Here is a 26,834-nt window from a genome sequence, read left to right on the forward strand (position 1 = left end):
TCACGGAATCACGCCTACAAACTGCCCCGAATCGGATTTCTTCTGTGCCTTTGTCCCTGTCTTTGGTGCTGCCGTAGCCTTCGGCTGCGCTGTTGCCACGATCTGCTGCTTCGGCTTTCTGGTAATGGTCACAACGATCGTTGTCCCTACCGGAACCTTACTTCCTGCCGTCCTGCTCTGCGAAGCAACAATTCTTTCCGTTCCTTCCTGTTCGACCTCTTTCCATGTCCAGTGAAGCTTTCTTTCCTTCAGAAGGGTGCGCGCACGCTCTTTGCTCACGCCGGTCAGCTTTGGAACTTCTGTTTTTCTTTTGCCTTTGCTGATCGTCAGCACAATTTTGGAATAGGTTTCCCCGCGGTATCTTGTCTTTGCCGGAATACTCTGCGATACGATCCTGCCCTTTTTGATCCGGCTGCTGTACCTGTACTTCCACTGCACGGAAAGCTCCGTATCCTGCCCGGCTAGTGCTTTTAATGCTTCCTTTTTCGTCATGCTCTTGAAGCTGATCATCTGGTATTCCTGCACATCTGCCGCATACGGTGTCACCGTTGCCACTGCAAATGCTGTCTGCTGCGGCGCTTCTGTCTGTATCGCATCCTTCTTCGCCTGACTGTGCTTATGAAGTCCGTATGCCGCCCCCGTTCCAAGCAATGCCACACAGGCAAGCACAGCAGCCGTTCCCGCAAACCACACCCCGAGACGCTTCTTATCTCTGCCTTGCTGATAAAGTCCCTGATACAGCTCATCCATCGTCTGGTAACGGTGATGAAAATCCACCGTCATTCCCTTCATAAACGCTCTCTTCTGCCGCATCGGCAGATCAACGTCCGTCATCTCCGTCAACGATGGCATATCATCCTCCAGCACACGCTGGATCGATTCGTCCGGAGCCTTGCCGGTCAGTGCATAATATGCCGTGGCACAAAGTGCGTACACATCGGTCCACGCCCCCTGCTGCCCTCTCGTCCGATACTGCTCCTCCGGCGAAAAGCCACGCTTAAACACAACCGTCATACTGCGCGTCATATTGATATTTTCTTTTCTTGCGGCACCAAAGTCGATCAGCACAAGCTTCTCATCACGGGTCAGCAGCATATTATCCGGACTGATATCCCTGTGTAAAACTCCGGTCTGATGTACCTTTGCCAGTGATTTGATCACCGGCTCCAGCATCCGCAGAAACTTCTCTCCCTCGATCGGACCGTTCTTTTCCACATATTCCTTCACACTGATGCCATCCACATACCCCATCACGATATAAGCGGTATTGTTGGCATAGAAAAAGTCCCGCACCGATACGATTCCGTCCAGATCATAATAAGCAGAAAGACTTTTCGCCTCTCCCAGATATTTCTTTAAGCTTTCCTGATACTTCCGGCTTTCCCTTTTCTCATATATGTATACATTGGTATCCTCGTCCTCCTCGCTGATATGGCGGCTGACAAGGCTTGCCGGAAAATATTCCTTGATCGCTACCACCGTATCCAGAAGGCAGTCCCATGCAATATAACTGATCCCGAAGCTGCCCTCCCCGAGCACCCTGCCGAGAACATACCGGTCACGCAGACACATACCGGGGCGCAGACAACGCGGTATCGGGCGGTATTTATCCTGCTGCAGCCCGCAATAAGCACAGCGTCCCTCTGCGGTCAACGGCTTCATGCAGCCAACACACCGTTCTCTTCCATTTACTTTCATATTTCACCAACTTTTATCTTCTTGTTCTTATGTAATGTTTTATAATGTCATACTTCATTGATTATAAAACATTTGCGGAACGAAAATCTTTCCGTTTTTTTCATTATTATAATCGTACCTTCGTCATTTCCAGTTTATCATAGTCCCCAAAGAAAAAACAGACCCCCGCTGTCGCAGGAGTCTGTCTTCCGGTAAAACATGAGATTATCCGTCAATTGTATATATTTCATTAATATCAAGACAAAAATTCTGTGCTGCTAAATGAGACAACGGATTGCTTCATTGCTATCTGTTTTGCCCCTTGTATTACTTCAGCAGGTTATCATCAACAAAGTAGTCAATACGCATTGCATGACGCACATCAGCCAGTGTCTGTGCAGCTACCGCCTCTGCCTTCCTGCTGCCCTCCCTGAGGATATCATAAACATCCGGCAGACGTTTCTCCCACATCTGACGACGCTCACGGATCGGTGCCAGCTCCGTCTGCATTACGTTGTTCAGGAACTTCTTCACCTTGACATCGCCGAGCCCGCCGCGGGAATAATGCTCCTTCAACTCATCAAGACTGCTGTAGTCCGGCAGAAATTCCTCAAAATATTCCGGTTTGCAGAACGCATCCAGATAAGTAAACACTGTGTTGCCCTCAATCTGACCCGGATCCTCTACGCGGATATGGTTCGGATCAGTATACATAGACATGACCTTCTTCCGGATCTCCTCCGGCTCCTCAGACAGATAAATGCAGTTGCCGAGTGATTTACTCATCTTCGCCTTTCCATCGATACCCGGAAGACGTAAGCATGCGGAATTGTCCGGAAGCACGATCTTCGGATCCGTCAGTGTCTCGCCATACACGGAATTAAACTTATGTACGATTTCCTTACACTGCTCCACCATCGGCATCTGATCCTCACCTGCCGGAACGACCGTTGCACGGAATGCCGTGATATCTGCTGCCTGGCTGATCGGGTAACAGAAGAAACCGACCGGGATACTTGCCTCGAAATTACGCATCTTAATCTCAGCCTTTACCGTAGGGTTTCTCTGCACTCTGGATACAGTCACCAGATTCATATAATAAAAGGATAACTCTGTCAGCTCCGGTACCATGGACTGAATAAAAATCGTAGACTTCTCCGGATCAAGTCCGCATGCCAGATAATCCAGTGCTACCTGCATGATATTGCTGCGAACCTTCTCCGGATGCTCCGCATTGTCAGTAAGTGCCTGTGCATCTGCGATCATAATATAAATCTCATCAAAGTCTCCTGAATTCTGCAGTCTCACACGCTCCTTCAGGGAACCTACATAATGTCCTACATGAAGACGTCCGGTCGGACGGTCTCCGGTCAAAATAACCTGTTTCATTTTATCTAGTCTCCTCCATTCCAAAGCACCTTCCGGTCATCCAAACACCTCCGGCTGCCGTATGTCCGTTTCCTCTTATTCAAGTCTGTGCTTTCCTTTCATTATATATGGAAATGAAGGCTGTGTCAAAAAAGACTAGAATAAAATTTTCATGGTCTTCTTTTTAAAACCTGTTTTGGCGGTAATGAGCTTCCTGTATGCCTTGCGACAAGCGGACGGACAGGAAATCACTGCATTTTTCTGTATTCCGGTAAATGCATTTTTCCCGATGGATGTAAGCTTTTTCGATTTGATCTGCAGCTTTTTTAACTTGCCACAGCCGGCGAATGCCTTCTTATCAATCGCAGTCACCCGGTAAACAACCGCCTTTCCCGTGCGTTTGTCCTTTACGGATGCCGGAATCACAAAGGCTTTGACATTTTTCTTCTGCAGACCCACGAATGCAGCAGTCTTTTTCTTAGCACTGATGATCCGGTATGTTGCATTGCCTGAGGTAAAATACTGATCCTGTGCCGTTGTCTCCTGTGGTGCCTGTGTCTGCGCAATCTGCCCGGTGCCGTCCTGTGTTCCCGATACGACAGGAGTTGCATGCGGCTGTCCACTTGTTGCCGGTGTCATGACCGGTGACGGTGCTGTCTCCTGCGGTGCCGGCGTTACCGGTGCCGGTGTTACCGGTGACGGTGTCGTATAAACGATCGATGGCACCGTTGGCACCGGCGTTGTCAGAGCATCCGGTATCAGTGCCTCCTCCGGACCCTCCGGCGTTGGTGTCTGTGTCGGAATAACCGTCGGATCGTTATTTCTCTTATCCTTCCAGTTTTCTGTCAATGTATTTTCATCACTGATTTCACAGACATCTCCAAGTACACCGACCATATCCACAAAGAATTTTCCCTCCTTCAGGGCGATCGTGACGGTATGCTTCTTATATTCCAGCCCGGAAACAGAACAACTCATATTCATGTTGTCTGCCTTCTGAAGCTTTCTCTCCTCCGGCTGTCCGCCATCCACAGAGACAAGTACAGTACCCGCCTCACTTGTTTTTGCTAACACCTCCATCCCGGTTCCTGTGAAGCTGTATGTGAGTGAAGCTCCCGCCTCACTTGTCTCGGACATGCTTCTCTGGTATACATACATGCCCTTTCCATTTGCATGACTCCATGTTCCCTGATAAACAAGCTTTGTATTTTTCTCCGGTGTCAGATCATAGGTCTCCATGTTATCCAAAAGCTCTGTATAATACGGAACATATCCTTTGATCTTCATCACACGCAGATTATCAAACTCTGTATGCGTATAGGAAGAACCAAGACCAATCCTTCCTGAGGTGATCGGATTTTCATCGGTATATTCTGCCACCGGACAATTATTGATATAAGCGGTGATCGTTGCTCCTGCACCCTTCAGTTTTAAATTGTTCCATACAAAGGCGCCCTTCTTAAAGCTCTCCTGATCCGAAGCCGTTCCGGAAAGCACCACCTTATCCTTTCTGTAAAGCTTCCATGCTCCCGATGCACTGACACGGAAGGTGTAGCCCGAGCTATCCTCCAGTTTCTGAGAGCCTCCTGTCTGACGGATCGCCACGGATCCATATGCTTTGCTCACATTATTTTCAAACAGAACATCTACCGATGCAGTATAGTTACACCAGCGGAAATCACCGAGCAGGGTAACTGCATCTCCGTCATTCCAGCTGTGTCCCACACCATTCTCCGTTTGGTCAAGCTGCTGGCGGAGCACCCGGTTTCCGTCCACTGTTTTGTATGCCTCAAAGGCACCGTTGAGTGTATGCGTATAACGTGCCATCGCACCGGAATCGCCACCGCGAGAGCTGATATAATCCTCTGTTTCCTGACTGACTGCGCCATGTGTGGCAATGACAGCAACACGCTTGCCGGTATACTCAAAATCATCCGCATATAAAATACCATTTGAGGTGTCCTGCGCATCTCCTGTTTCATCGGTATCAAGAACCGTTCTTTCTCCCTCAACCGGAAGTGCTTTTGTGTGTTCCTCATCGTCATCCACATCAAGCGTCGTGACTGTCACAACTGAAAACGGTTTTACCTTTACCACATAAGAGCCGTCCTCTCCCGCTGAAACGCTTCCTGTACATTTCATATAATTTTCATTAAATCTTCCATCATCAGCAGCCCTTGTTTCCCATACAGCAAGCTTCTGATTGTCAGAAAGCTTCATGTTCTTCACATTGATCTGATAAGACATCGGATACTCACTGTCATTGACGATCACTGAAGAAAATGCATCCTTTGACGGTGCTGCGAGTGTCATATAGTTTTCGCCGCCGCGTCTTCCATCCACCGGATTCGTTCCGGATGCCGTCGAATTGCTCGCCTCAGGAATCGCACGCCAGATTCCCGCTGTATTATCCTCATTTTCCCAGCCTGTCACAGCAAACTTGCTCAGATGTGCCAGAACAAGCAGACCTGCATCATAATGGATCCAGCCGGACCATGGATCTCTCGCACTGACAAGCTCCTTAAAGGAAAACTGTCCTCCCTCATAGAAGGAACCGATCGCCGGCTGATAGACCACATGGGTTCGTCTTGACTTTACGAAGCCCTTGATAAATGTATTGCCCATCTCCAACGCACTTCCCGTACCGCCAAGTCCTGTTCCCTCGGTCGTTGGATCCTTGACATTGTTAGACGGACGGAATGCGGAGTTTGAAAACACCGCCTGCGCTTCGCTGTTCCAAACCTCTTTATCAGCACCCTCGGCAAGCCATTTCATGCCGCCGTTTTTATCATCGGAGGTGGTATAGTGATAACCGACCACATCCACCGCATGATAGAAGCCGCCGTCTGATTTCATGGAAGCGACAATGTCTGAAGAAATGCTTGTCGCCTCATCAGACACCACAAGCTTTATCTTCTGAAACAAAGCTCTCTCCTTTGCATCCGGAATTGTCTTTTCATTTTCCGATGCAATCCAACCCGCAAATTTCTTCGTGTAATCCACATCGGTCTTTTTATTCCAGGCTTCATTCACATTTGGATTGATATAATCCACCATATAACCATACTGACGGTACGCTGCCAGGATCGTTGCCTTATACCACTTGTATACATCCTCAATCGATTTAACCCACTCCGGCGCATTCCAACGTAAAATGCTGACCTTGATATCCGGATTGATCTTTTTGGCATCTGCCGCCAGCTGCCAGCCCGGATTACGGAGAACATTTGCCTTCTCATAGCGGCTGCGCTTAGTCGAAGCCTCAGAGCCGGTCGAATTGTTCCGGTCATTTCCCATCTCCAGCTTCACATGCGTCATGATCGGATATTTTCCTCCGAACAGATACTGAAGAAGCTCTGCATATGCCTCCGGATTCTGTGCCTTGTAATCCATAAGAAGATCACTGGTGGAATTGGCACTCAACAGACCAAAACCCTTATACGTCAATCCGTTCACATTGTTGGCGCGGATATCATTGCCATCCACGGTAATACTGCCGCTTTTCTCCTTCGCAGCACTCTTCTTCTCTGTCACGCCGCTTTGTACACCTGCTGCCTGCGTTTTCACGCCCCCACCGCAAAACGGCATACCGGTCACAAGAAGCGACAGACTCAGAATACCAACACATACTCTTTGAAACACCCTGCATCTCATTCCAAATACCTCCTGTTTTTTGCCCGCCAATGTTCACATCCACAACATGAATATTGGCATTTATTTACTTTACCAGATATTTCAATTTTACAGTTTATTGATATTTACGGCAATCAATGATATTATCATATTTGAACAAAATGAACATATATATATCAGAGCATTTTAAGAAAGGAGAGCTTATGTGGTTTATCTGTTATCCTGACATCACTCCGGTTAAGGAGCTTCCGTTTTATACAATCAGCGTCGGTATGCACCTGTGGCAGTACCCGACACCACGCGAAAACGGCTATCCGTATCCGCAGTTTCTTTACAGCAACAAAGGCAGCGGAAAGCTGATCACCGAGGGAAAGACACATATTATCCCGGAGCATTCGATCATATTTCTGCCTGCCAATGTTCCCCACTACTATGAGGCGGTCACGGAGGACATCTGGGACGTGCGCTGGTTTGTGCCTTACGGCGATGGAACGGTTGCTCTGTTAAAGCAGTTTGGCTTTGACCGGTGCCGCATTTTTCCGATCACCAATCTTGGTGCTCTCGATGAGATCCACAATAAAATCCATATGGCGTTTCAGATCAACACAAAGGAAAGCATCTTTTTCTCGGCATCCTACACCTATGAATTCCTGTTTGAGTTTTACCGCCAGTACAAGGAGCATTCCTCTCCGAAATCTGCACAGTACCGCCGCCGTCTTACGCCACTGATCGAATTTATTGAACATAATTTTGACTCGGAGATCACACAGCCGATGCTCTGCGAGCAGCTTCACGTCTCGCCGCAGCATCTGTGCCGGATGTTCCGCGAGTGTCTAAATACCCGTCCGATGGCATATGTGACACAGATCCGGCTGCGTCATGCCAGCGAGCTTCTGGCACATTCCGAACTGAGCGTCTCGCAGATCAGTGAGCGTGTCGGATTTAATAATCTGAATTATTTCTGCAAAGAATTTAAACGACACTCCGGCATGACGCCGACCACCTACCGCAACCATACATTGAACCAGCTATAGAAAAGAGGTCCCTATGAATCATAATCTTCATCCGATTTTCCGCGGATTGACTACAGGCGAATATCAGGAGCTGACCAACCATACCCGCATTCATGAGAAGGAATTTACAAAGGGGGCACTGATCTTCCAGAACGCCGACCTTGTCACGGAGACCGGCATTATCCTGACCGGCAGTGTTCATATTGAAAATACGGACTTCTGGGGCAGCACAAGTCTGTTAAGCGAGGTGGGTGCCGGCGGTGTATTTGCCGAGACCTACAGCTTAAGCCATGAGCCGATGATGGTGGATGTTGTGGCGGCAAGCGACTGCCGGATCCTTTTTATGGATGTCACATTTCTTCGCGATAACAGCTTGTCCGGATATTCGTGGCATCAAAAAATGCTGAGCAATATGCTCAGCATTTCTGTCCACAAAAATCTTACCCTGTCCCACCGCATTTTCTGCACCAGCCCGAAAACCATCCGCGAACGTCTGCTCACTTATCTTTCCTCCCAGTCTCAGAAATGCGGAAGCGAAAGCTTTGAGATACCGTTCAACCGCCAGCAGATGGCAGATTTCTTAAATCTGGACCGCAGTGCGCTCTCCAAGGAGCTCGGCAAAATGCGGGATGATGGATTTCTTACATTTCACAAGAATTCATTTACTCTGCTACATCCTGCTTTGAATGAATCTCACTAAGCTTCTTTAAACAACTGATTGCAACCATAACACCAAGTACCATCAGAAGAACTGCAACGATCAACTGCAGTCCGTCGATCAAAAATACTGCTTTACCTGCAGCAATGTTTGATACCAGTGCGATCGTCTTCTGGATCAGTGCCGTGAAGGTTACAACAAGCATAACAACCATTGGGATGTACAATGTCCAGCCGGTTCTTCCTGTTGTCTTTAAGAATACAGCCAGTGCGATCAGTACAAGTGCTGCTAACAGCTGGTTTGCAGAACCAAACAGCGGCCATACGTTGTTGTATCCGCCCAGAGTCAGAAGGAAACCGAAGAATAATGTGATCACCGTTGCAAAATATTTATTCGTAAGTACACGCTGTACCGGTGTCATCTTTGCGGTATCTGTTGTATCTCCAAGGAACAGCTCCTGGAAGGACATTCTACCGATACGGGCAACGGAATCGAGTGAGGTAAGTGCCAGTGCAGATACACACATTGTCATAAATACAGTTGCGAGCTGCACCGGAACACCGAGCTTCTCAAGGAAACCTGCAACACCTGCAGAGAAGATTGCAAATGGGGTACCGTCCGGCTTTGTTCCATTGACGGCAACAGCGCCGACAACAACAAGTGCTACAACACCGAGAAGTGACTCAACGATCATTGCGCCATAACCGATCATCGGCGTATCCTTCTCATTGCTTACTGTCTTTGATGATGTACCGGAAGAAACGAGACTGTGGAATCCGGATACGGCACCACAGGCGATCGTTACAAACAATGTCGGGAACAGACCCTGACCGCCAATGTTAAATCCGTTATATGCATTCAGCTTCATGGTTGGGTGTGCGAAAAGAACACCGATCACTGCACCGAAGATCATACCTAACAGCATGAAGGTTGTCATGTAATCTCTTGGCTGCATCAGAAGCCACATTGGCATAACAGATGCCAGGAACAGATAAACCATGATGATTCCGATCCACGCATTCTTTGTCTGATAGATCGGCAGATGCATACCGATGGCAAACATCACAACCAGAAGTGCGATTGCAACAACGGCTTTCACAACCTCGTTCATTTTGCCGACCTTTTTCTGGATCAGACCGAAAACAACAGCGACTAATATAAACAACATGGAAATAGATGCGGCTGCGGAGTTTGCATAGGCAACGTTGCTGTCCTCCAGTCCCTTACCGACAAAGGTTCCTGCTACCATATCGGTGAAGGCTGCGATAACAAGAAGTGTGAACAGCCAGCAAAACAACATAAACAGCTTACGTCCTGCTTTACCGATATATTTCTCAATGATCATTCCCATGGACTTTCCTTCGTTCTTAACAGAAGCGTACAGAGAACCGAAATCCTGAACGGCTCCGAAGAAAAGACCGCCGATGATCAGCCATAACAAAACCGGAACCCATCCAAATACGGATGCCAAAATTGGTCCGGTCACAGGACCTGCACCTGCGATGGATGAAAACTGATGGGCAAATACCGTAAATTTGGAGGATGGCACATAATCCTCACCATCTTCAAACTGGTACGCCGGCGTCTTTGCCTTCTCGTCCAGTCCCCACTTTTTAGCAAGCCATCTTCCATAGAAAAGATAACCCGCACCAAGAGCAACAATGCTGATCAATACGATTACTAATCCATTCATAATATTACCTCTTTCCTTTGGGTGTTTGATTATTTCCACGGCTTTTATTTTACGGGAATGAATTATTTCCGGTAAAATAAAAAAGCCCTCGTCTTAAAAAATGCTTATCGCATTTTATCAAAGACGAAAGCTGATATCTTCCGCGGTACCACTTTAATTGCCGCATATGCGACCTCTCTGTCCTATCTCCTGAAATATCTGACGTCTCATTAACCGGTATAGCCTTATAGACATCGTGGATACTTCTTCAATAAGCTTCTCTGTAACGGGAGAATCCCGGTGACACTTACCGTCGCAGCCACGCTGCCATTTCAGTGCACTTCTCTCAGAGGATAGCTCTCCGATCTGCATACTGTCTCGCACCTGCCGACAGCTCTCTGCCATGCGTTCCGATCAGAAAACCCTGTTCTGTTCATCGAATTTGTTTTGTTCGACAAAAAAGATACCACTTTGATTTTTGCTTGTCAATAGTTTTTTTAATTTTAATGATGAATTATATTCATCTTTCTATGCTCCAAGATGTTTTTTTAACACATCAAAAATACGCTCCTTCTGTGCCGGTTTGAGTACATAATCATCCGGCTTAAGCTGCAGTATTTTCTTACTGTTATTCCCTGCCGTCCCAGCAGTAGGTACAAAGCTTACAGCGGTCGATCTCCACCGCATCCAGCATATCGTCCAGACGATTAAAGCGAAGGGACGTAAAGTTTAATTCTTTACGGATCTCCTCCACCATCTGCTCATACTTTGGCGATTCCGGATCTGTGTACTCCTGCAGGATCTCATCTGTCACCTCTGTTCCTTCCAGCTTCTCGATCACACGTCTTGTGATCAGATCCATCTCGGAAGAGGAACGCGAGAAGTTAAGGTACTTGCAGCCATACACCAGCGGAGGGCATGCCGGACGGATATGTACCTCCTTCGCTCCACTCTGATATAAAAACTCGGTTGTCTCGCGAAGCTGTGTTCCGCGCACGATTGAATCGTCGATCAGAAGCAGGCTCTTATCCTTGATCAGATCCTGTACTGCCAAAAGCTTCATCTTGGCGATCAGATTACGACGGCTCTGGATCGTCGGCATAAACGATCTCGGCCAAGTCGGTGTATACTTGATAAACGGTCTTGAAAACGGAATGCCGGATGCATTGGCGTAGCCGATCGCATGCGCCACACCGGAGTCCGGAACACCTGCGACAATATCCGGCTTCACATTATCGCGCGCTGCCATCTTCGCACCGCAGTTGTAACGCATCCGCTCTACACTGATCCCCTCATAGGAGCTTGCCGGATAGCCGTAATACACCCATAGGAAGGTACATATCTTCATATCCTTGCCCGGCTGAACCAGCGTCAGACACTGCTCCGGTGTGATCACATCAATCTCGCCGGGTCCCAGCTCCTTATAATCCTCATAGCCCAGATTCTTGTAGGCAAAGCTTTCAAAGGTCGCACAGAAGCCCTGCTCATTCTTACCGATAACGATCGGAGTTCTTCCGTATCTGTCTCTTGCAGCATAAATTCCTGCCGGTGTCATCAGAAGCAGTGACAGCGAGCCGTCCACCTGCTCCAGCGCATACTGTATTCCCTCGATGAGATTCTCCTTCTGGTTGATCAGTGCCGCCACAAGCTCAGTCGCATTGATATCGCCGCCACTCATCTCCAGGAAATGCGCATGACCATGTTCAAAAAGCTTCTGCGCCAGCTCGTCCTGATTGTTGATCTTGCTTACGGTCGTGATCGCATAGGTTCCGTGATGTGACCGGATGATCAGTGGCTGAGGCTCGAAATCAGAAATACATCCGATCCCCATCTCTCCCTGCATCTCCTGAACATCCTTGTCAAACTTTGTCCGGAACGGTGCATTCTCAATATTATGAATGGAACGATTAAACACTCCATCCTTATACACTGCCATTCCTCCACGTCTTGTTCCCAGATGGGAATGATAATCAATTCCAAAAAACAGATCAAATACGCAGTCCTGCTTTGACGCTACTCCAAAAAATCCGCCCATGTTTTTCCTCATTTCCGTGCGCACACTGCTTCTGCAATCTGTCCCGGCGCACCAGGGATCAGACCTTTTCTTTCGTTTCTTCAGTTTCTTGCCAGTCTGTAAAATATTGTACCAAAACAAAGAAAGGTTTTCAACACCGTGCGTTTCGGTTATAATGAACTTACACGGGATCGTCCCGCCAGATCTGATAATCACACAGGAGAAAGTATGAGGCAGCATATGAAACAGACACAAAAAGACTTTTTAGGCAAGATCACCCTTGCAATTGCCGGAATGCTGATTTTTTCCGCCGGCATTAATTTTTTCATCGTTCCCGCCGATCTGTATAACGGCGGCATGCTTGGAATCAGCCAGCTGATCCGGACAGTTCTGGTCAAATATCTTCATTTATTTTCCGGCTCCACAGACATTGCCGGTATCATTAACATGATCTTTAATATTCCTCTGTGCTTTATCGCATGGCACTATGTCAGTCGTTCCTTCTTTGTACGGACGCTGATCTGCGTGATCAGTCAGACGATATTTTTGAGCTTTCTGCCAATCCCATCCACGCCACTGGTCAACGACACACTGACCGCAAGCATTATCGGCGGCATCGTTGCCGGCTCCGGCATTGGCATCGCCCTGCGCGCCGGCGGCTCAAGCGGAGGACTTGATATTATCGGCATGTACTTTACCAAGCGATTCAAGGATTTCAGCGTCGGCAGGATCTCCCTCTGCGTCAATGCTGTGATCTACGGGATCTGCGCAGTATTGTTCGGTGTCCAGACTGCCATCTACTGTATCATTTATTCCGCAGTCAGCATGTTAATGACCGACCGGGCACACACACAGAATATTAACACGGAGGTATTAATATTCACCAAGAACAATCCGGTAAAGATCATGGATTATATCGTAAAGGATTTTAACCGGGATGCAACCTGGTGGGAGGCACGCGGCGGTTATACCGAGGGTAAGACCTACATGGTCATGGCAGTTCTTTCCAAATATGAATGTGCCCATCTGCGCCGTGAGCTGCGCCAGATCGATGAACATGCCTTTATTGTTGAGAAAGACGGCATCGGCATTGGCGGCAAATACGAAAAACATCTCTGATCGGCAGATCAAAATATATGCACGAGAGGCTGGTAAATCACATTGAAAAATGAAAATGAAAGTAAAATGAAAAACGAAAAAAGGATCATGAATATTTCTCTGATCGGCAGTATTCTTTTCATGCTGTCAGAGGGAATCATGGCATATGTCACGAAATCACATTCCCTGTTGATGGACTGTATTTTTGACGTAACGGATCTGATCATGATCGGACCGTTTCTTCTGCTGGTACCGCTGCTTTACAAGCCGGTCACGGAGAAAAGACCCTACGGCTTTTCCCAGGTAGAGTCTTTGTTTGTCGTGATCAAATACAGTGTTTTGCTGGCGATCACCGCCAGCCTTGTCTGGGACAATATCCGTTCCCTGCTGCACGGCGGACGTCAGGTGGACGGCGGCAAGATTGCTTTTTTTGAGCTTGCCGTCTGTCTCGGCTGTCTGATCATTTATCTTCTGCTGCACTATTTCAGTAGGCGCTATGCATCACTTACGATCAAAGCGGAAATCTACATCTGGAAGCTGGATGTGATCTCCAGTCTCGGTGTATCGATTGCCTTTTTCGTCCAGATGGCACTTCACCGGACCGATTACGCATGGCTCGCCGCCTATGTTGACCCGGTCGTTGCGATTGTCATGGCATGTCTGCTTCTGGTCGAACCGGTCAAGATGATCATTGTGAACCTCAAAAGTCTCGTTTTGTTTGCACCGGAAGAGGAGATCATGGATATGATCCGCCACGTTGCCGAACATCATATGGATAAGGTCCATTATGACATTGAATTTCTCGACGTGATCCAGACCGGGCGCAAAACCTGGGTGGAAATCTACATGACAAGCCACAACAATCTGATCAATACCACGATCCTTTTGCAGCTTCGCAACGAGATCCGTGAAGAATTAAAAAAGTCCTTCGATCAGGTTTATGTCGAGCTGATTCCAAGTCTGCCGGACTGATTTAGACCAATTGTTCTTCGTTTTAATTCCTTACCAAGACTTTCCATTATCAGAATAGAGACAGCCCATAATATTTCTTATGTCCGAAAAATAAAATATCTATTTTGCCTGAGGAATAAGTTGATCCGTGAGTTATGATCAAAAAATTGACGCAGATCAGTAGGATTTCTGAAAAATCTTTGCTTTGCAATGCTTTGATAAATACGCATCCGCACGACTGAGCCCCATAGGTGGACTCAGCTATTTCGGACGGCACGCTCCCGCTACCACTGCACCACGCAGCGGTACATAACGCCCCATACAAATTTATATTTAGAACAGAATAATATTTGAATTGTATGGGGCGTAAGTACCGGCGGGTGCAAGTGCCTTTCGAAACATCTGATTCCCACCTTGGGGCGAGTACGGCAGGATGCGTTTATCGAGGATCAAAGCAGCAAAGCAATTAGATTTTTCGAAATCCGTAAGTGACAAGACAATTTTTTGATCATAACTCACGGATTTTTAATATATTGGCAGGCAAAATATGATTTCTAAATAAGCGGACATAAGAAATATTATGGGCGTACACCATTTTAAGATATGGAAAGTCTTGGTTCCTTATTAAATGGCATCGGCAACCCCTTCATTACGAGTGAAGTAGTCCACGATATCTTTTATTTCTCATAATATCCGTACTTTTCCAGATCGACTTTTCCATTGATAACCGGGATTCCGTCCGCAGCGAGACGTCTCTCCTGCTCGTCGGCTCCACCGAATGCAAAAGCACCGGATAATTCACCCTTTGCATTGACAACCCGGTAGCACGGAATATTCTCCGGATCCGGGTTATGATGAAGTGCATTGCCAACAGCACGGCACATTCGCGGATTACCTGCCATCGCCGCCACCTGACTGTAGCTTGCCACCTTTCCCTTCGGAATCCGCTTCACCGCTTCATAGATCCGCTTTGACGGGCTGTCCGTCACCAGATCATAGCTTTCCTTGATCATCCGGCGAATGTCCTTTTCCGGAATGCTTCCATCCAGAATGATCGTGTTCCAGTGCTCCTTATTCTGATGCCATCCCGGGATCACCGCCTCATAAGCGCTGCGCCAGAAATCGCGCCACTCCGGGTCTGCCTTGACATTCAGATTCAGCAGCCCCTCTCTCTCATAGGTCCAGAGAAATGCTTTCTTACTGCCCTTCACCCGGACAAGCTGCCAGTTATCGTCCCGAAACGGAGCATCCTGATACGTACCCGGAAGGGAAAGTCCATACTCCAGTGCTTCTTCTCTTGTTGTCATACATACCTCCATTTTATCTGTCCCATTTTACGGACACACATTTCTTTTTGTCTCCCCGGCAAGCTGCTGTGCCGTGTAAATGGAACGATTTCCATTTACAATATAAGCCACGCTGCAGACGATCACAAATGCCAGTGCATTCTGCACGCCAAACACCTCAAGCCCGATCAGCATCGGCGCGATCAGTGTATTCGTTGCACCGCCAAACACTGCCGCATATCCAAGCGCAGCACAGACCACTCCCGGAAGTCCAAGCAGACTTCCGAGAACAATGCCAAGGGATGCTCCCATCGAAAATAACGGCGTAACCTCGCCGCCCTGAAATCCGATGCAAAGCGTCAAAACCGTCAGAATCAACTTCACGATCCAGTCATAGGAATGAATCGTTCCACCATGAAACGCCGCATCGATCAGATTCGTGCCAAGACCGCTGTAGCGTCCCATATGAAACAGCACCAGCAAAAGCACAAGCGGGATCGCTGTCAGTCCGATCCGTATGTATGGATTGGTAAAGGTTTTCGCCATCTTCTCCTTCGCCCATTTTAACAGCACTGCAAATAACCGCCCGGTCAGCCCAAAGGCAATGCCAAGCACCAGCACCGGCAAAAGAACACGGATGTCCGTCAGCTTTAAGCTCCCCTTAACCGGTACGGCGAACTTCTCCAGCCCCAGAAAATGCGATGTCTGGGATGCCGTATACGCAGAAAGCAGTGCACATCCCAGTGATTCATACTCCATCCGCCCTGCCGTGATCACCTCAACCGCAAAAAACGCTGCCGCAAGCGGTGTCTGGAATAAGCCGCCAAAGCCCGCCGCCATACCGGTGATCAGCATTTTCTTCTCATCGTCACAGAGATGAAACTTCTGCTCTACCCGGTACGAAACAACAGCACCGATCTGCACCGCCACACCCTCTCTGCCGGCACTGCCTCCGAACAGATGCGTGATCCAGGTTGTGACTAACACCAATGGTGCCAGAAGAAGCGGAATGTCATCTCTCCTTCCCTGTCCCGTTTCCAGGACAAGTGTCATTCCCTTCTGACTCAATTCACTGAAGCTCCGGTACAGCCAGACGATCAAAAGACCTGCCACCGGCAGAAACGGGATCAGATACTTAAAATGCTCTGTCCGAAAGTCAGTAATCGCTAACAGTCCCCGACCAAATACCGCATCGATCGCACCAACGATCACTCCGATCAACAACGCGGCAGCCGCAGACCGAAGTATCTGCAGACTCTTTTTACCCATGTCCAAAATCATAACAATCTCTCCTGATTATTCTTAGTATATCAAAATTACTTTGCATATGAAAATCCGGTCATAGCACAATTCCTTCTCAACCATTGACATAATCGCATAATCTTCCCGGATTGTAAAGCAGATCTTTGGATTCACGTTATACTTTTCAAGCAACTCCGATACCTCCGTGCTCCGGCATCAAAAACTCCCCATACAAATAGTTCATATGGGGAGTCTGTATATTTCTGTTATTTATAGATTACGTATCACGAAACCCGTTCAAACTGACTGTTATACAGGGAAGCGTAAAATCCATTCTGCTTCATAAGATCTTCGTGATTTCCGCTCTCTATAATGTCACCATCCTTCAACACCAGTATCAGATCGGCATTTTTTATGGTGGAAAGTCTATGTGCGATCACAAATGACGTTCTGTTTTCCATCAGCTTGTCCATTGCAGCCTGAATCTGCTGCTCTGTTCTCGTATCAACGGATGACGTTGCTTCATCCAGTATAAGCATCGGTTTATCCGCGATCATTGCCCTCGCTATTGTGAGCTGCTGCTTCTGTCCCTGTGACAGATTTACCTGATCATTTAATATCGTATCATACCCTTTGGGAAGTGTCCGGATAAAGTGATCAAGACCTACCGCTTTGCATGCCTGTTTCATCTTTTCTTCCGACACATTCTGTGTACAGTAAACTAAATTTTCCCGGACGGTTCCCTCAAAAAGCCATGTATCCTGTAACACCATACAAAACTGTGAATGTACGGTTTCTCTTTTGATCTGGTTTGTTGGTACGCCGTCGATCATTATTTTACCACCCTGTATCTCATAAAACCTCATAAGAAGATTGACCAGCGTTGATTTTCCGGCACCGGTAGGACCTACTATGGCTATTTTTTGTCCCGGTTTTGCCTTTGCCGAAAAATCATGAATAACGATGCGATCCGAATCGTCGTATCCGAATTTTACATGTTCAAAAGTTACCCCGCCTTTTACCAGCTCCAGTTTTTCAAGCTTACCATCTTCGTTTTCCATTTCCTCTGCCCCGAGGAACTCGAATACACGCTCTCCTGCAGCTCCTGCCGACTGCATCGACTGAACAGCCTGTGCCATCTGCGAAAGAGGCTGTGTAAAATATCGGACATACATCATAAATGCCACGATAACACCAAAGCTGATCCTTCCATCCAGTGCCATGGCACCACCCACTACGCAAACAGCTACATAGCCGAGATTTCCGATAAAATTCATGATCGGCATCATCATTCCGGAAAGGCACTGTGCCATAAAACCACTGTGCATTAATTTCTCATTTAACACGTCAAATTTACTTTGTGCACGTTCTTCTCCATTATACGCTTTTACCACGGTGTGTCCGGTATAAATCTCTTCAATATGCCCATTAATTTCTCCAAGATTCTTCTGCTGTCTCCGGAAATATTTCTGACTGCGCCCCATGATCGTAAACATAATCGCAAAACCGATCAGACTGGTGCACACCGCAGTCAGAGTCATCCATATATCGGTCTTTATCATCATAAACAAGCTTCCGACAAACAGGATCACAGCTGTGATCAGAGTTCCTATACTCTGATTTAATGACTGCCCGATCGTATCCACATCATTTGTCACACGAGAAAGTACATCACCGGTTGTCGTTTTATTATAAAATGACATTGGCAGCCGGTTGATCTTATACGATATATCTGACCGCATCTGTCTAGAAACCTTCTGGGTGATCGTTGACATGATCCAGCCCTGTAATGCGGACAAAATATAACTCAGAGCATACAGCCCCACAAGGAACAGTCCGATCTGCATGATCTTGTCCATATTGATCGAAGGTTTTACCAGTCCGTGTACGCTGTCCGGCAGTTTATCAAAAGCCTTCAGTCTGCTTTCCTGCGCCTTCGCATCGATATCTGCCATCACTGCCAGCATATCGGACTGATCCTGTGCCGTAATAGTAACGCCGTCTACTGCTATGTCTGTATATAATGCCGCTCTTACAGACTGAGGTAATTTATTAATGATGTTTTGAGCAGCATCGGAGTTGTTTTTATTCATTCCCCGGATCAGCTTTAAAGCTTCTTTTTGATCCTCCAGCGAAATGTCAGAACCATTGATCTTAATCTCCGGTTTCATGTTCTGAGGATCTGACATATTCGCCGCTATCTTCCCAAGCACTTTCTGCATATTGTCCGAAATATTATCTGACACTGCTGTTGTTATCTTTTCCAGTTCGTCGGTATCCGGTTTGATGCCACTTGTAATTTCATCCGTCATATCAGAAAGCTTGTCCGGTCCGACAAGGGTGCAGACGGTTCCCACCGATGCACATATTACTGCAATGATGAAAAAAGCCGTATATTTCTTACAGTATCCAAGCAGCTTTTTCCATATTCCCACAAGATCCTTTGGTTTCTCTCCACCACGCATTGAACGCCCCATCGGGCCACGTCTTGGTCTATACTGTTTATTTTCCATTACGCAAGTTCCTCCTTTGAAAGCTGTGAAAGTGCGATCTGCCGGTAAACCTCGCAGTCACGCATCAATTCTTCATGTCTGCCCATTCCTGCTATCTTCCCATCTTCCAGCACAATGATCCTGTCCGCATCACGTATCGTTCCGATCCGTTGTGCCACAATGATTCTCGTAGAATCTTTGCAGGATTTTGCCAATGCTTCTCTCAATACCCGGTCCGTCTTATAGTCAAGTGCCGAAAATGAATCATCAAAGATTAAAATTTCCGGTTTTCTGGCGATGGCTCTGGCAATTGACATCCTTTGCTTCTGTCCTCCTGAGAAGTTGGAGCCTCCCTGTGCCACATATGCCTTACTTCCATCCTCCAGAGAATCCACAAACTCACTTGCCTGTGCAATATCAAGAGCTTTTTTTATATCTGTTTCTGAAGCATTTTTCTGTCCATTATCACCGTATGCTACATTTGACTCTATCGTCCCCGTAAACAGCGTTGCTTTCTGTGACACATAGCCTATCTTATTTCTCAATTCTTTCTGGGAATAATCCTTTACATTTACACCGTCGACAGATACCGTCCCCTCTGTTGCGTCATAAAAGCGCGGAATCAGATTTATCACTGTGCTCTTTCCGCATCCGGTTGCACCGATCAAAGCAACCGTCTCACCTTTTCCTGCGGTAAATGAAATATCCTTTAACACATCTTCCTCTGCATCCGGATATCGAAAAGATACCTTGTCAAATACAATTTCTCCTGTTTTGTCCGGATCGCCATGCACACCGGAACCATCTTCTATGGTAAGTTTTGTATCCAGTACCTCCTGAATACGGTTGGCAGCAACGGATGCCCTTGGAAGGATCATAAATATCATAACAAGCATCATAAATGACATAACAACCTGAATCGCATACTGTGAAAATACCATCATGTCAGAGAATATCTGAACCTTATCCACCATCCCGGCATCATTGATCAACACTGCTCCGATCCAGTAAATTGCCAGCGTAAGTCCACTCATCACAATCTGTATACCCGGCATCATAAATGCCAGTGTCCTCTGGGCAAACAGATTTGTTCCGGTAAGTGCCTCATTCGCATTTTCAAACTTATCTTCCTGATATTTTTCGGCATTATACGCGCGTACCACGGAAAGTCCCGTCAGATTTTCTCTTGTCACACGATTTAAATCATCCGTCAATGACTGTATTTTTTTGAATTTCGGTGTTACAAACATCAGACACACACCTACGATCAGGAGAAGCACAACCACTGCTACTGCCGTTGAAAATGTCCACTGCCATTTCTTATCGGATATTTTCATAATAGCCCAAACCGCCATAATCGGTGCCTTTACCAACATCTGAAGTCCCATAGCGATCAGCATCTGTATCTGTGTAACATCATTGGTAGATCGTGTGATCAGACTTGCCGTAGAGAAATGTCCAATCTCTTCCATCGAAAATGACTGCACCTTCGAAAACAGTTTTCCTCGTATCGTTGCCGCAAATGATGTCGCGATCCTGGCAGCGCATATTGCTGTCAGCACAGCTGATACGAGACTTCCCAATGCACAGAGAAGCATCTTCCCTCCTGCGGTAAGGATCTCATTCATGGTACTTCCATCTGTCTGCACCAGTCTTGTAATATCAGCCATATAGTCAGGAATTGTCAGATCAAGCCACACCTGAGCCACAACAAAAACAAGTGCAAGCACGATCAGTCCCCACTCCTGCTTTCTTAAATTTTTAAATAATTTAATCATTTGTTTATTACTCCTTTATACTTTTTTAACAAATATCTAACCCTTTGCTAACGTAGTTAGGTATTTATCGTTTAACAAAGTGTACAATAAAAATGTACACTTTAATTTTCCTATTTATGTTTATGCGATACAGATCAGAGATGATACACCGGCGGAGTAACAATTCGCCGGATTTCTTTATTGATTTCTATATATTCTAACAATCTGTCCTCTCCGATCTCGTCAATAACCTTTCCCATCTGCGCCTTCACGTCTGCCCACATGTGTTCAATCGTCTCTCTCCCATATTCGGTAAGCTTTACGATCGTTACTCTGGCATCAATCGGATCTTTCTCTTTTGTAATAAGACCCTTCGCAACCATCTTCTTTAGCAGTACTGCAACTCTGGCAGTACTGATGTCAAGACGGTCACTGATCATCCCTGCGGTAATAGAAGTATCTGCCGTATATAACAGTTTTAATACTGCACCGATCCCCGCTCTTGTGTCACCCATATGCTTATAGAACTCTCCCGGATGTGCCGCTGCCATTTGCTGAAGCAAATTGGATATTTGTTGATCTGTTGCCATACTACACCTCCGTTATCTAACTGGGTTAGATTATATTCGTATCCTCTCCTTTTGTCAAGCTTTTTTCACACCTTCACTTTCCTGACCGCATCTGCTTCCCGCAGAATCCGCTCTCTGCGCTCCCTCTGGAAAACAACGCGAAGCAGACGATACAGCCAGCATACCGGCAAAAGCCATTTATGCTTGTAAAAAAACGGATAATACTGATATGTCTCCATGCCCGGAAAAATACGTTTTATCACATAACGAAGCTTTGACGAACCGCCGTTTTTACTGTACTTTTTCACATTATTTTCAATGCGGCGGTCAAAAGTACCATACACACCGGAGGTCATATAATATTGCAACATGTCTAACTCCTCCTGCGACAGCGCCTTTGTTATGATCTCCTTCGTTGTATGTGCTGCTGTATCCGGCACTCTCTCCTCTGCCGGCAGCTCCGCAAATGCATTGTCTCCAAATACCTTCCGGCACAACGCCCGATTTCTCTTTTCAAACTCTGACAGACCAAGTGTTTCACATTCCTTCTCGATATATGCAAAATCCATTTCACTATGTAGGCTCTCTAAATACACATAGAAATCCAACAGCGTCCGTATGCCGGTTCCGCCGCCCTGATAATGCTTATAGCCGTGACACATAATATAAATATAAAAGTCTTCCGGCTTCATATGATATCCATAGGAACTGCCCTCCTCCCGGATCAGCCGTTCCTTTACGTCACGGTAATACTGCTCCCAGTTATTGTCATGCGCAGCCCCGTACAACGCACGGTGCAGTTCAAAATTATAGACCGGTTCTTTTTCATAAACATCATGATTGCCTTCCCCAAACGAAATCACCTCATAACCAAGAGAAACCATATACTCCCGGACCTGCTCCGCAAAGGCTTCGTCAAACAATATGTCATTGTCAGACATCTGCCGCATCCCGACGGATGGGTAAAATTCCTTCAGAATAATGCCTTTGAGCGGCAGATACCAGATTCCCCGCTGCTCCATAAAAGAAAGGATCCGGGCGCGTTCCGCATCAAACAGGATCACCTTGCGTACCGCCTTTGCCATATCCTTCTCCCATGGGTCGGGCAATGGAACCCCCGCCTGCTTTAAAACAGTACTGGTGAGTGCCTCCACAAAATGATGCTTACTAAACCTGTACAACAGCATCCGCTTCCGGTCATCGGATTTGTATTGCTCCAAAATGTTTTGTTGCGGCTTTGTTTTGTTCACTCCACAGCTAAGCAGATAGAGCATATCATATTGTATCGTACTCATTGTTTGTTCCTTCACCGACGCCCTCCTTTACGATCCTTATGCGTTCTTCACGACAACTATAGCTCCTCAAAAAGCAGTCTATTTATGGATGATGTTCCTTATTCTCATCTTCAAACGCTTCCACAGGCTTCTGACCGGATAAAGCATGTACCAGAGCTTCGCATACAGCCGACAGCCTCCTGCATCTGCCGCATGCTCCTTACCATCGCGTACAAACGAGGTCATCACACCGAGAATATCCTGATCGGTAATTCCATATTCCTTATTCAGACAATTGTCTCCCAGAAATACATATCCATCCGGCAGCACCTTGACGATGCGGTGCAGTACATAAGCCCCATCTGCACGCTTGTAAAGTGCCACATCATACTTCCTGCATCTCCCCTGTTTCTTGGTGATCGTAAACAGATCTCTCTTCTGTCTGAGCAAAGGAAGCATACTGATCCCCCGGCAGGTATAAGTAATGTTCCCCTTTCGCTCCAGTTCCTGTTCAAATGTAGACTTTTCCATATCCTTCTCCTGTGCAACCATTCCATCCAACAACTGCTTTACTCCTCAATCGCTCCGATGCCTCTAAGCTTATCAAGCACATCCTCAACATCCCCTGTGATCTGCTCCTTTGACGCGTCATATTTTGCAAGCATCCTTTCGATGATCTCTTCCTCTGTTACGTCCTCCTTTAAGCATTCGACAATAAACCCTGCGGTCTTATTGCTTCTTACCATGCCGCTAAAGGACAAGCCTCCCACCGGAACGGTGATATGTTCATCGGCTCCCTCATGGGTAATAAATCCTTCTTTTAATCGCATATTGTGCCTCCTTATCTCTTTGAACGAATCCAAAACTGCTCAGACAAATGTAATCATGTACAATGGCAATGTAATAATTCCATCTTCGTTTACACCAATATTGCCATCTGCAAACTTATATCCAAAAGAAATATCTTTTTTATTTTTCAGAAGCGATTGTAATGAAGTTGCCCTTGTATTACCGCTTTTAACCTCAATAGGAACCACCTTTCCATCTTTTTGGATAATAATATCAATCTCTCTTTTGGATGTTTCATTTTTATAGAAGTATAACGAATACCCCTTCTTATACAATGCATCTGCGATCGCACATTCATAGATACCGCCTTTTGAGTTTCCTTCTAATGTATTTTCAACAATGTGCTGCTTTAACGAAAAGTCTTTCATCGCCATCAGCAATGACAAATCTGTCGCATATGCCCTAAAAAAGTCTTCTCTTGCATAATCATCCAGATCAAATCTAACATCTGTCACGCGCTTGGACAAATGTACCATATCAGCGCGAAGTAACCACTCAATGCTGGAAAAATATTTTTGTGCTCTGCCCCCATGCTCTACTTCCTTATATTGAAATTTATGATTTTCCTTATCTAATAACTGCTTGGCAAGAGAAAGGTAGCATTTTTCTGCTTTTACCTTCTCCTCTGCTGTTGCGTAATGTGCGATATCGTACAGATATCCCTGCAAGAGGCTTCTTTGGATTTTGTCAACCTCTTCAAAATCCACTCCATACATCTTCAGATAATCAACATATCCAACCGGATATGAAGATGCCCGTTTGTAGTCTATTCCAAGAAGGGACCCTGATACGATCACATCATACCTGTTGTCGATTGCCCAAAACTTAAGTGATGTAATTGCTTCCTGACATTCCTGTATCTCATCCAAAAAAATCAGGGTCTTTCCCGGCGTGATCTTCTTTTCCGGAAAGCGGAACCGCATCGCCATAACCATGTTGTCCACCGTAAGATCTCCGCTAAAAATATCCATTGCCGACGGAAGCTGCTTGAAATTAATTTCAACCAACTCCTCATAGTTATCCTCCGCAAAACGCTCGATTATATAGGTTTTCCCAGTTTGTCTGGCTCCCTGTACGACCAGACATTTCTTTTCCTTTGTACGAATCCATTGATCCATAAATGCTGTCACTTTTCTTTTCAGCATAAAGCACCTCACATCTATCTGTCAAAACATGCATCAACATTTTATCATTCCGAAATCGTGTTGTGTCAACATTTTGGAATATTAAAATGTATTCCTATCAACATTTTATCAAACAATAATGTGATAATTTCTTAGTGTCAAAGCTGAATCTTTCAATCACATATTGTGACTCCTTTTCACACTTGTCAGGACATAACGTTCATTTTGACGACATGTTCATTCCTGCTTCATTCCATTGTACGCCACTTCGACCGCTTCCTGACTGATATTACAGAAAAGCTCATAGAATTTCGTTTTCTTTTTTAACTCCTCCAATACCATCACTGTAACCGCCAACACCCCCGCGTCGATCGGGCGATAGCACTGCTGCAGAAGCATCGGGCAGGCTTCGCGTGCCGTAATCTTCCGGATCGAATTATCATTTCCTCTTTTTAAAATGCAGATGCCAGCCAACGGTGCAGAGATATTCGTGCTCAGCCGGTGCTTTCCGTCCCACGGAGTCCCATATGCAAACACGCCCTCCTGCGTGATCCTGAGCAACGGCTTATCATCGTTGATCATCACCGCCCGCTCTCCAAAATACTCCCTCCAAAGTCTTGTGTGGGTAGATTTTCCGGTACCGCTTTTCGCCGTAAACAGATACGCTTTCCCATCCACTGCGATCACAGAACCATGAAACAATAACGTGTTATACATTGGCATCCATTCTGCAATCTTCCGATATACGGCAAGAGTTTCCAAATAGGCATCCGTGTATTCTGCCGCATGTCCGTTCTGATCCGTTTCACTCGCAGAACGTTTTCTCTCATACGCGATATCCTCGGGAGATGTCTGAATGATCAGATCTGCGAAAGGAATAACGGTCTTATCTTCGTTTTCACTGCCGCCTGCCTTCTCAGTGTTCTCACAAATGTCTGAGACAATGTATTCTTTACAATATTCTCTTATCATGTCGTACAACGGCTTGATACGGATCCTTTTCTCTGCCAGTTGTATCGTAAATGATCTTTGTTCAGTCATCATGTATCCTTTCTGTATTCAACGCTTCGAATTATGTCCCATTCCGACTGTAAATATGCGTGTCCGTAATGTTCTCTAAAATGGATTTTTCAAATGCCGCAATATAACAGAAAGGCAGGATTCCCCGCCCTCCTGTATCGTTACTGTTATTATTTTGCCGGGATAAACGGTAATTCTATCGTATCCGGACTTTTCTGATCAGTATCTTTATTATCCGATTTATCATTCTTCCCGCCAGAATCCTGATCATCCGATTTATCATTCTTCTTTCCATCAGAAGTATTATTGTTGGACTTGTCGTTCTTCTTCCCATCAGACTTCTTGGAGTCATTATCCTTCTTGGCATCCCCGGACGCAGTATCCGTCTTGGTAGTCGAATCCGACTTGGCATCCGTCTTACCGGAGCTGCCTGAGTTGTTGGAACCTGCCTGATCGTTTCCGGTTCCCGCATTCTGCTGCGCATCGTCCTTAGGATTGTCTCCCTGAGGCTTCGACGGCTTTTGGATGTTTGCCGCAGGCGAACTCTGATCCTGCTTTGCCTTACCGTCCTTTGCAACAATGCTGCTTTGATCGTCTGATTGCGCATTGCTTTTCTGCTCTTCCATATCCGCAGCGTCCTCCGGTGCAGATTTCTCCGCAGAACTTTTCTCTCTCTGCTGTGCCGCCGCACCATCCGCCTCTAAGTCGCCGCTTGCAATCGGCATCATCGGCAGATCACCATTCTCACTGTTATCATCAGCCGTGGTCTGTCCCGACGCAGCTTTGTCACTCGTGATCCTTTGACCGGCTTTCCGAGACATTGCTGCAGCTCCAATCGCGACTGCCAGCACAACGATGCAGATTCCTGATACTGTAATTATCTTTTTCCTGCTTTTCATCTCTTTCTCGCTTTCTACATGACCCCCACAGCCTTTATCAATTTCCTGAAAACGGCACAAAAGGGGTCTCTGGATCACCACTTGTTGTAATAATATCCTCCGTTTCAAACTCTACAATCTCCATCTCCGGTGCTTCATATCTCTCTTTCATAATCTGATCTCCTTTCATTTTTGTATGAATTCTGTGTTCATGTCTATGTACTCTTACTATCTGGTTACCTTGATCATTCTCTTACTA

General features: G+C 46.4%; 20 protein-coding genes and 1 other annotated feature. Of the genes, 4 read left to right on the plus strand and 16 right to left on the minus strand.

The window, feature by feature from the left end; genetic code table 11:
• From ACZLMD_RS07015 to ACZLMD_RS07025, 3 genes are all read right to left on the minus strand, one after another.
• Positions 1-1,698: a protein kinase domain-containing protein gene (locus ACZLMD_RS07015; RefSeq protein WP_489495408.1), complete on the minus strand. Its 1,698-nt coding sequence runs from the start codon at positions 1,696-1,698 to the stop codon at positions 1-3.
• Positions 1,699-2,004: 306 nt separating this feature from the next.
• On the minus strand, positions 2,005-3,066 hold the full coding sequence (gene trpS / locus ACZLMD_RS07020; RefSeq protein WP_482523028.1) for a tryptophan--tRNA ligase: 1,062 nt from the start codon (positions 3,064-3,066) through the stop codon (positions 2,005-2,007).
• 135 nt (positions 3,067-3,201) lie between these two features.
• Positions 3,202-6,699, minus strand: a complete 3,498-nt coding sequence (locus tag ACZLMD_RS07025) for a 3-keto-alpha-glucoside-1,2-lyase-like domain-containing protein (protein ID WP_489495409.1) — start codon at positions 6,697-6,699, stop codon at positions 3,202-3,204.
• 182 nt (positions 6,700-6,881) lie between these two features.
• On the opposite strand from ACZLMD_RS07025, the gene ACZLMD_RS07030 reads away from it, so the two are divergent.
• Both ACZLMD_RS07030 and ACZLMD_RS07035 read left to right on the plus strand, forming a co-directional pair.
• Entirely contained in the window at positions 6,882-7,712 is an 831-nt protein-coding gene (locus tag ACZLMD_RS07030; RefSeq protein WP_158577176.1) for an AraC family transcriptional regulator, read from the plus strand.
• Positions 7,713-7,725: 13 nt separating this feature from the next.
• The gene (locus ACZLMD_RS07035) at positions 7,726-8,391 is read left to right on the plus strand and encodes a Crp/Fnr family transcriptional regulator (protein WP_482522152.1); all 666 of its coding nucleotides are present in this window, start codon (positions 7,726-7,728) and stop codon (positions 8,389-8,391) included.
• On the opposite strand, the gene ACZLMD_RS07040 is transcribed toward ACZLMD_RS07035, so the two are convergent.
• Together ACZLMD_RS07040 and ACZLMD_RS07045 are read right to left on the minus strand one after the other, a co-directional pair.
• Positions 8,354-10,042, minus strand: coding sequence for a carbon starvation CstA family protein (locus ACZLMD_RS07040; RefSeq protein ID WP_118560127.1), 1,689 nt, complete (start codon positions 10,040-10,042; stop codon positions 8,354-8,356). The two genes, ACZLMD_RS07035 and ACZLMD_RS07040, sit on opposite strands and share 38 nt — an antisense overlap.
• A gap of 116 nt (positions 10,043-10,158) precedes the next feature.
• Positions 10,159-10,467, minus strand: a binding site (T-box leader).
• Positions 10,468-10,649: 182 nt separating this feature from the next.
• Positions 10,650-12,056, minus strand: coding sequence for an amidophosphoribosyltransferase (locus tag ACZLMD_RS07045; protein ID WP_022305420.1), 1,407 nt, complete (start codon positions 12,054-12,056; stop codon positions 10,650-10,652).
• A gap of 219 nt (positions 12,057-12,275) precedes the next feature.
• On the opposite strand from ACZLMD_RS07045, the gene ACZLMD_RS07050 reads away from it, so the two are divergent.
• On the plus strand, positions 12,276-13,154 hold the full coding sequence (locus ACZLMD_RS07050; RefSeq protein WP_484106860.1) for a YitT family protein: 879 nt from the start codon (positions 12,276-12,278) through the stop codon (positions 13,152-13,154).
• A 66-nt stretch (positions 13,155-13,220) separates the two neighbouring features.
• Positions 13,221-14,105 (plus strand): cation diffusion facilitator family transporter, encoded by an 885-nt coding sequence (locus ACZLMD_RS07055; protein ID WP_243100592.1) that lies wholly within the window; start codon positions 13,221-13,223, stop codon positions 14,103-14,105.
• Between the two features lie 656 nt (positions 14,106-14,761).
• Here ACZLMD_RS07055 and ACZLMD_RS07060 read toward each other — a convergent pair.
• The 11 genes from ACZLMD_RS07060 to ACZLMD_RS07110 form a co-directional block, all read right to left on the minus strand.
• A complete protein-coding gene (locus tag ACZLMD_RS07060) occupies positions 14,762-15,391 on the minus strand; it encodes a methylated-DNA--[protein]-cysteine S-methyltransferase (RefSeq protein WP_118560131.1) in 630 nt (209 codons plus the stop codon).
• 27 nt (positions 15,392-15,418) lie between these two features.
• Positions 15,419-16,651 (minus strand): chloride channel protein, encoded by a 1,233-nt coding sequence (locus ACZLMD_RS07065; RefSeq protein ID WP_482522156.1) that lies wholly within the window; start codon positions 16,649-16,651, stop codon positions 15,419-15,421.
• A 245-nt stretch (positions 16,652-16,896) separates the two neighbouring features.
• On the minus strand, positions 16,897-19,125 hold the full coding sequence (locus tag ACZLMD_RS07070) for an ABC transporter ATP-binding protein (protein ID WP_482523031.1): 2,229 nt from the start codon (positions 19,123-19,125) through the stop codon (positions 16,897-16,899).
• The gene (locus tag ACZLMD_RS07075; RefSeq protein WP_484106858.1) at positions 19,125-20,882 is read right to left on the minus strand and encodes an ABC transporter ATP-binding protein; all 1,758 of its coding nucleotides are present in this window, start codon (positions 20,880-20,882) and stop codon (positions 19,125-19,127) included. The genes ACZLMD_RS07070 and ACZLMD_RS07075 overlap by 1 nt, the downstream gene beginning before the upstream one ends.
• A 134-nt stretch (positions 20,883-21,016) precedes the next feature.
• Positions 21,017-21,451, minus strand: a complete 435-nt coding sequence (locus ACZLMD_RS07080; RefSeq protein ID WP_118560139.1) for a MarR family winged helix-turn-helix transcriptional regulator — start codon at positions 21,449-21,451, stop codon at positions 21,017-21,019.
• Positions 21,452-21,516: 65 nt separating this feature from the next.
• Entirely contained in the window at positions 21,517-22,740 is a 1,224-nt protein-coding gene (locus tag ACZLMD_RS07085) for a nucleotidyltransferase domain-containing protein (RefSeq protein ID WP_484106856.1), read from the minus strand.
• A 63-nt stretch (positions 22,741-22,803) separates the two neighbouring features.
• Positions 22,804-23,268 (minus strand): S24/S26 family peptidase, encoded by a 465-nt coding sequence (locus ACZLMD_RS07090; protein ID WP_489495412.1) that lies wholly within the window; start codon positions 23,266-23,268, stop codon positions 22,804-22,806.
• Positions 23,269-23,273: 5 nt separating this feature from the next.
• Positions 23,274-23,534 (minus strand): PqqD family protein, encoded by a 261-nt coding sequence (locus tag ACZLMD_RS07095; RefSeq protein WP_118560143.1) that lies wholly within the window; start codon positions 23,532-23,534, stop codon positions 23,274-23,276.
• Between the two features lie 39 nt (positions 23,535-23,573).
• Positions 23,574-24,698, minus strand: a complete 1,125-nt coding sequence (locus ACZLMD_RS07100) for an ATP-binding protein (protein WP_489495414.1) — start codon at positions 24,696-24,698, stop codon at positions 23,574-23,576.
• 216 nt (positions 24,699-24,914) lie between these two features.
• Positions 24,915-25,718 carry a hypothetical protein gene (locus ACZLMD_RS07105; RefSeq protein ID WP_489495416.1) on the minus strand — a complete coding sequence of 268 codons (804 nt, stop codon included), beginning with the start codon at positions 25,716-25,718 and terminating at the stop codon, positions 24,915-24,917.
• Positions 25,719-25,867: 149 nt separating this feature from the next.
• Positions 25,868-26,596 (minus strand): hypothetical protein, encoded by a 729-nt coding sequence (locus tag ACZLMD_RS07110; protein ID WP_489495418.1) that lies wholly within the window; start codon positions 26,594-26,596, stop codon positions 25,868-25,870.
• Positions 26,597-26,834 lie beyond the last annotated feature (238 nt).

It is taken from the genome of Jutongia sp., assembly GCF_057878315.1.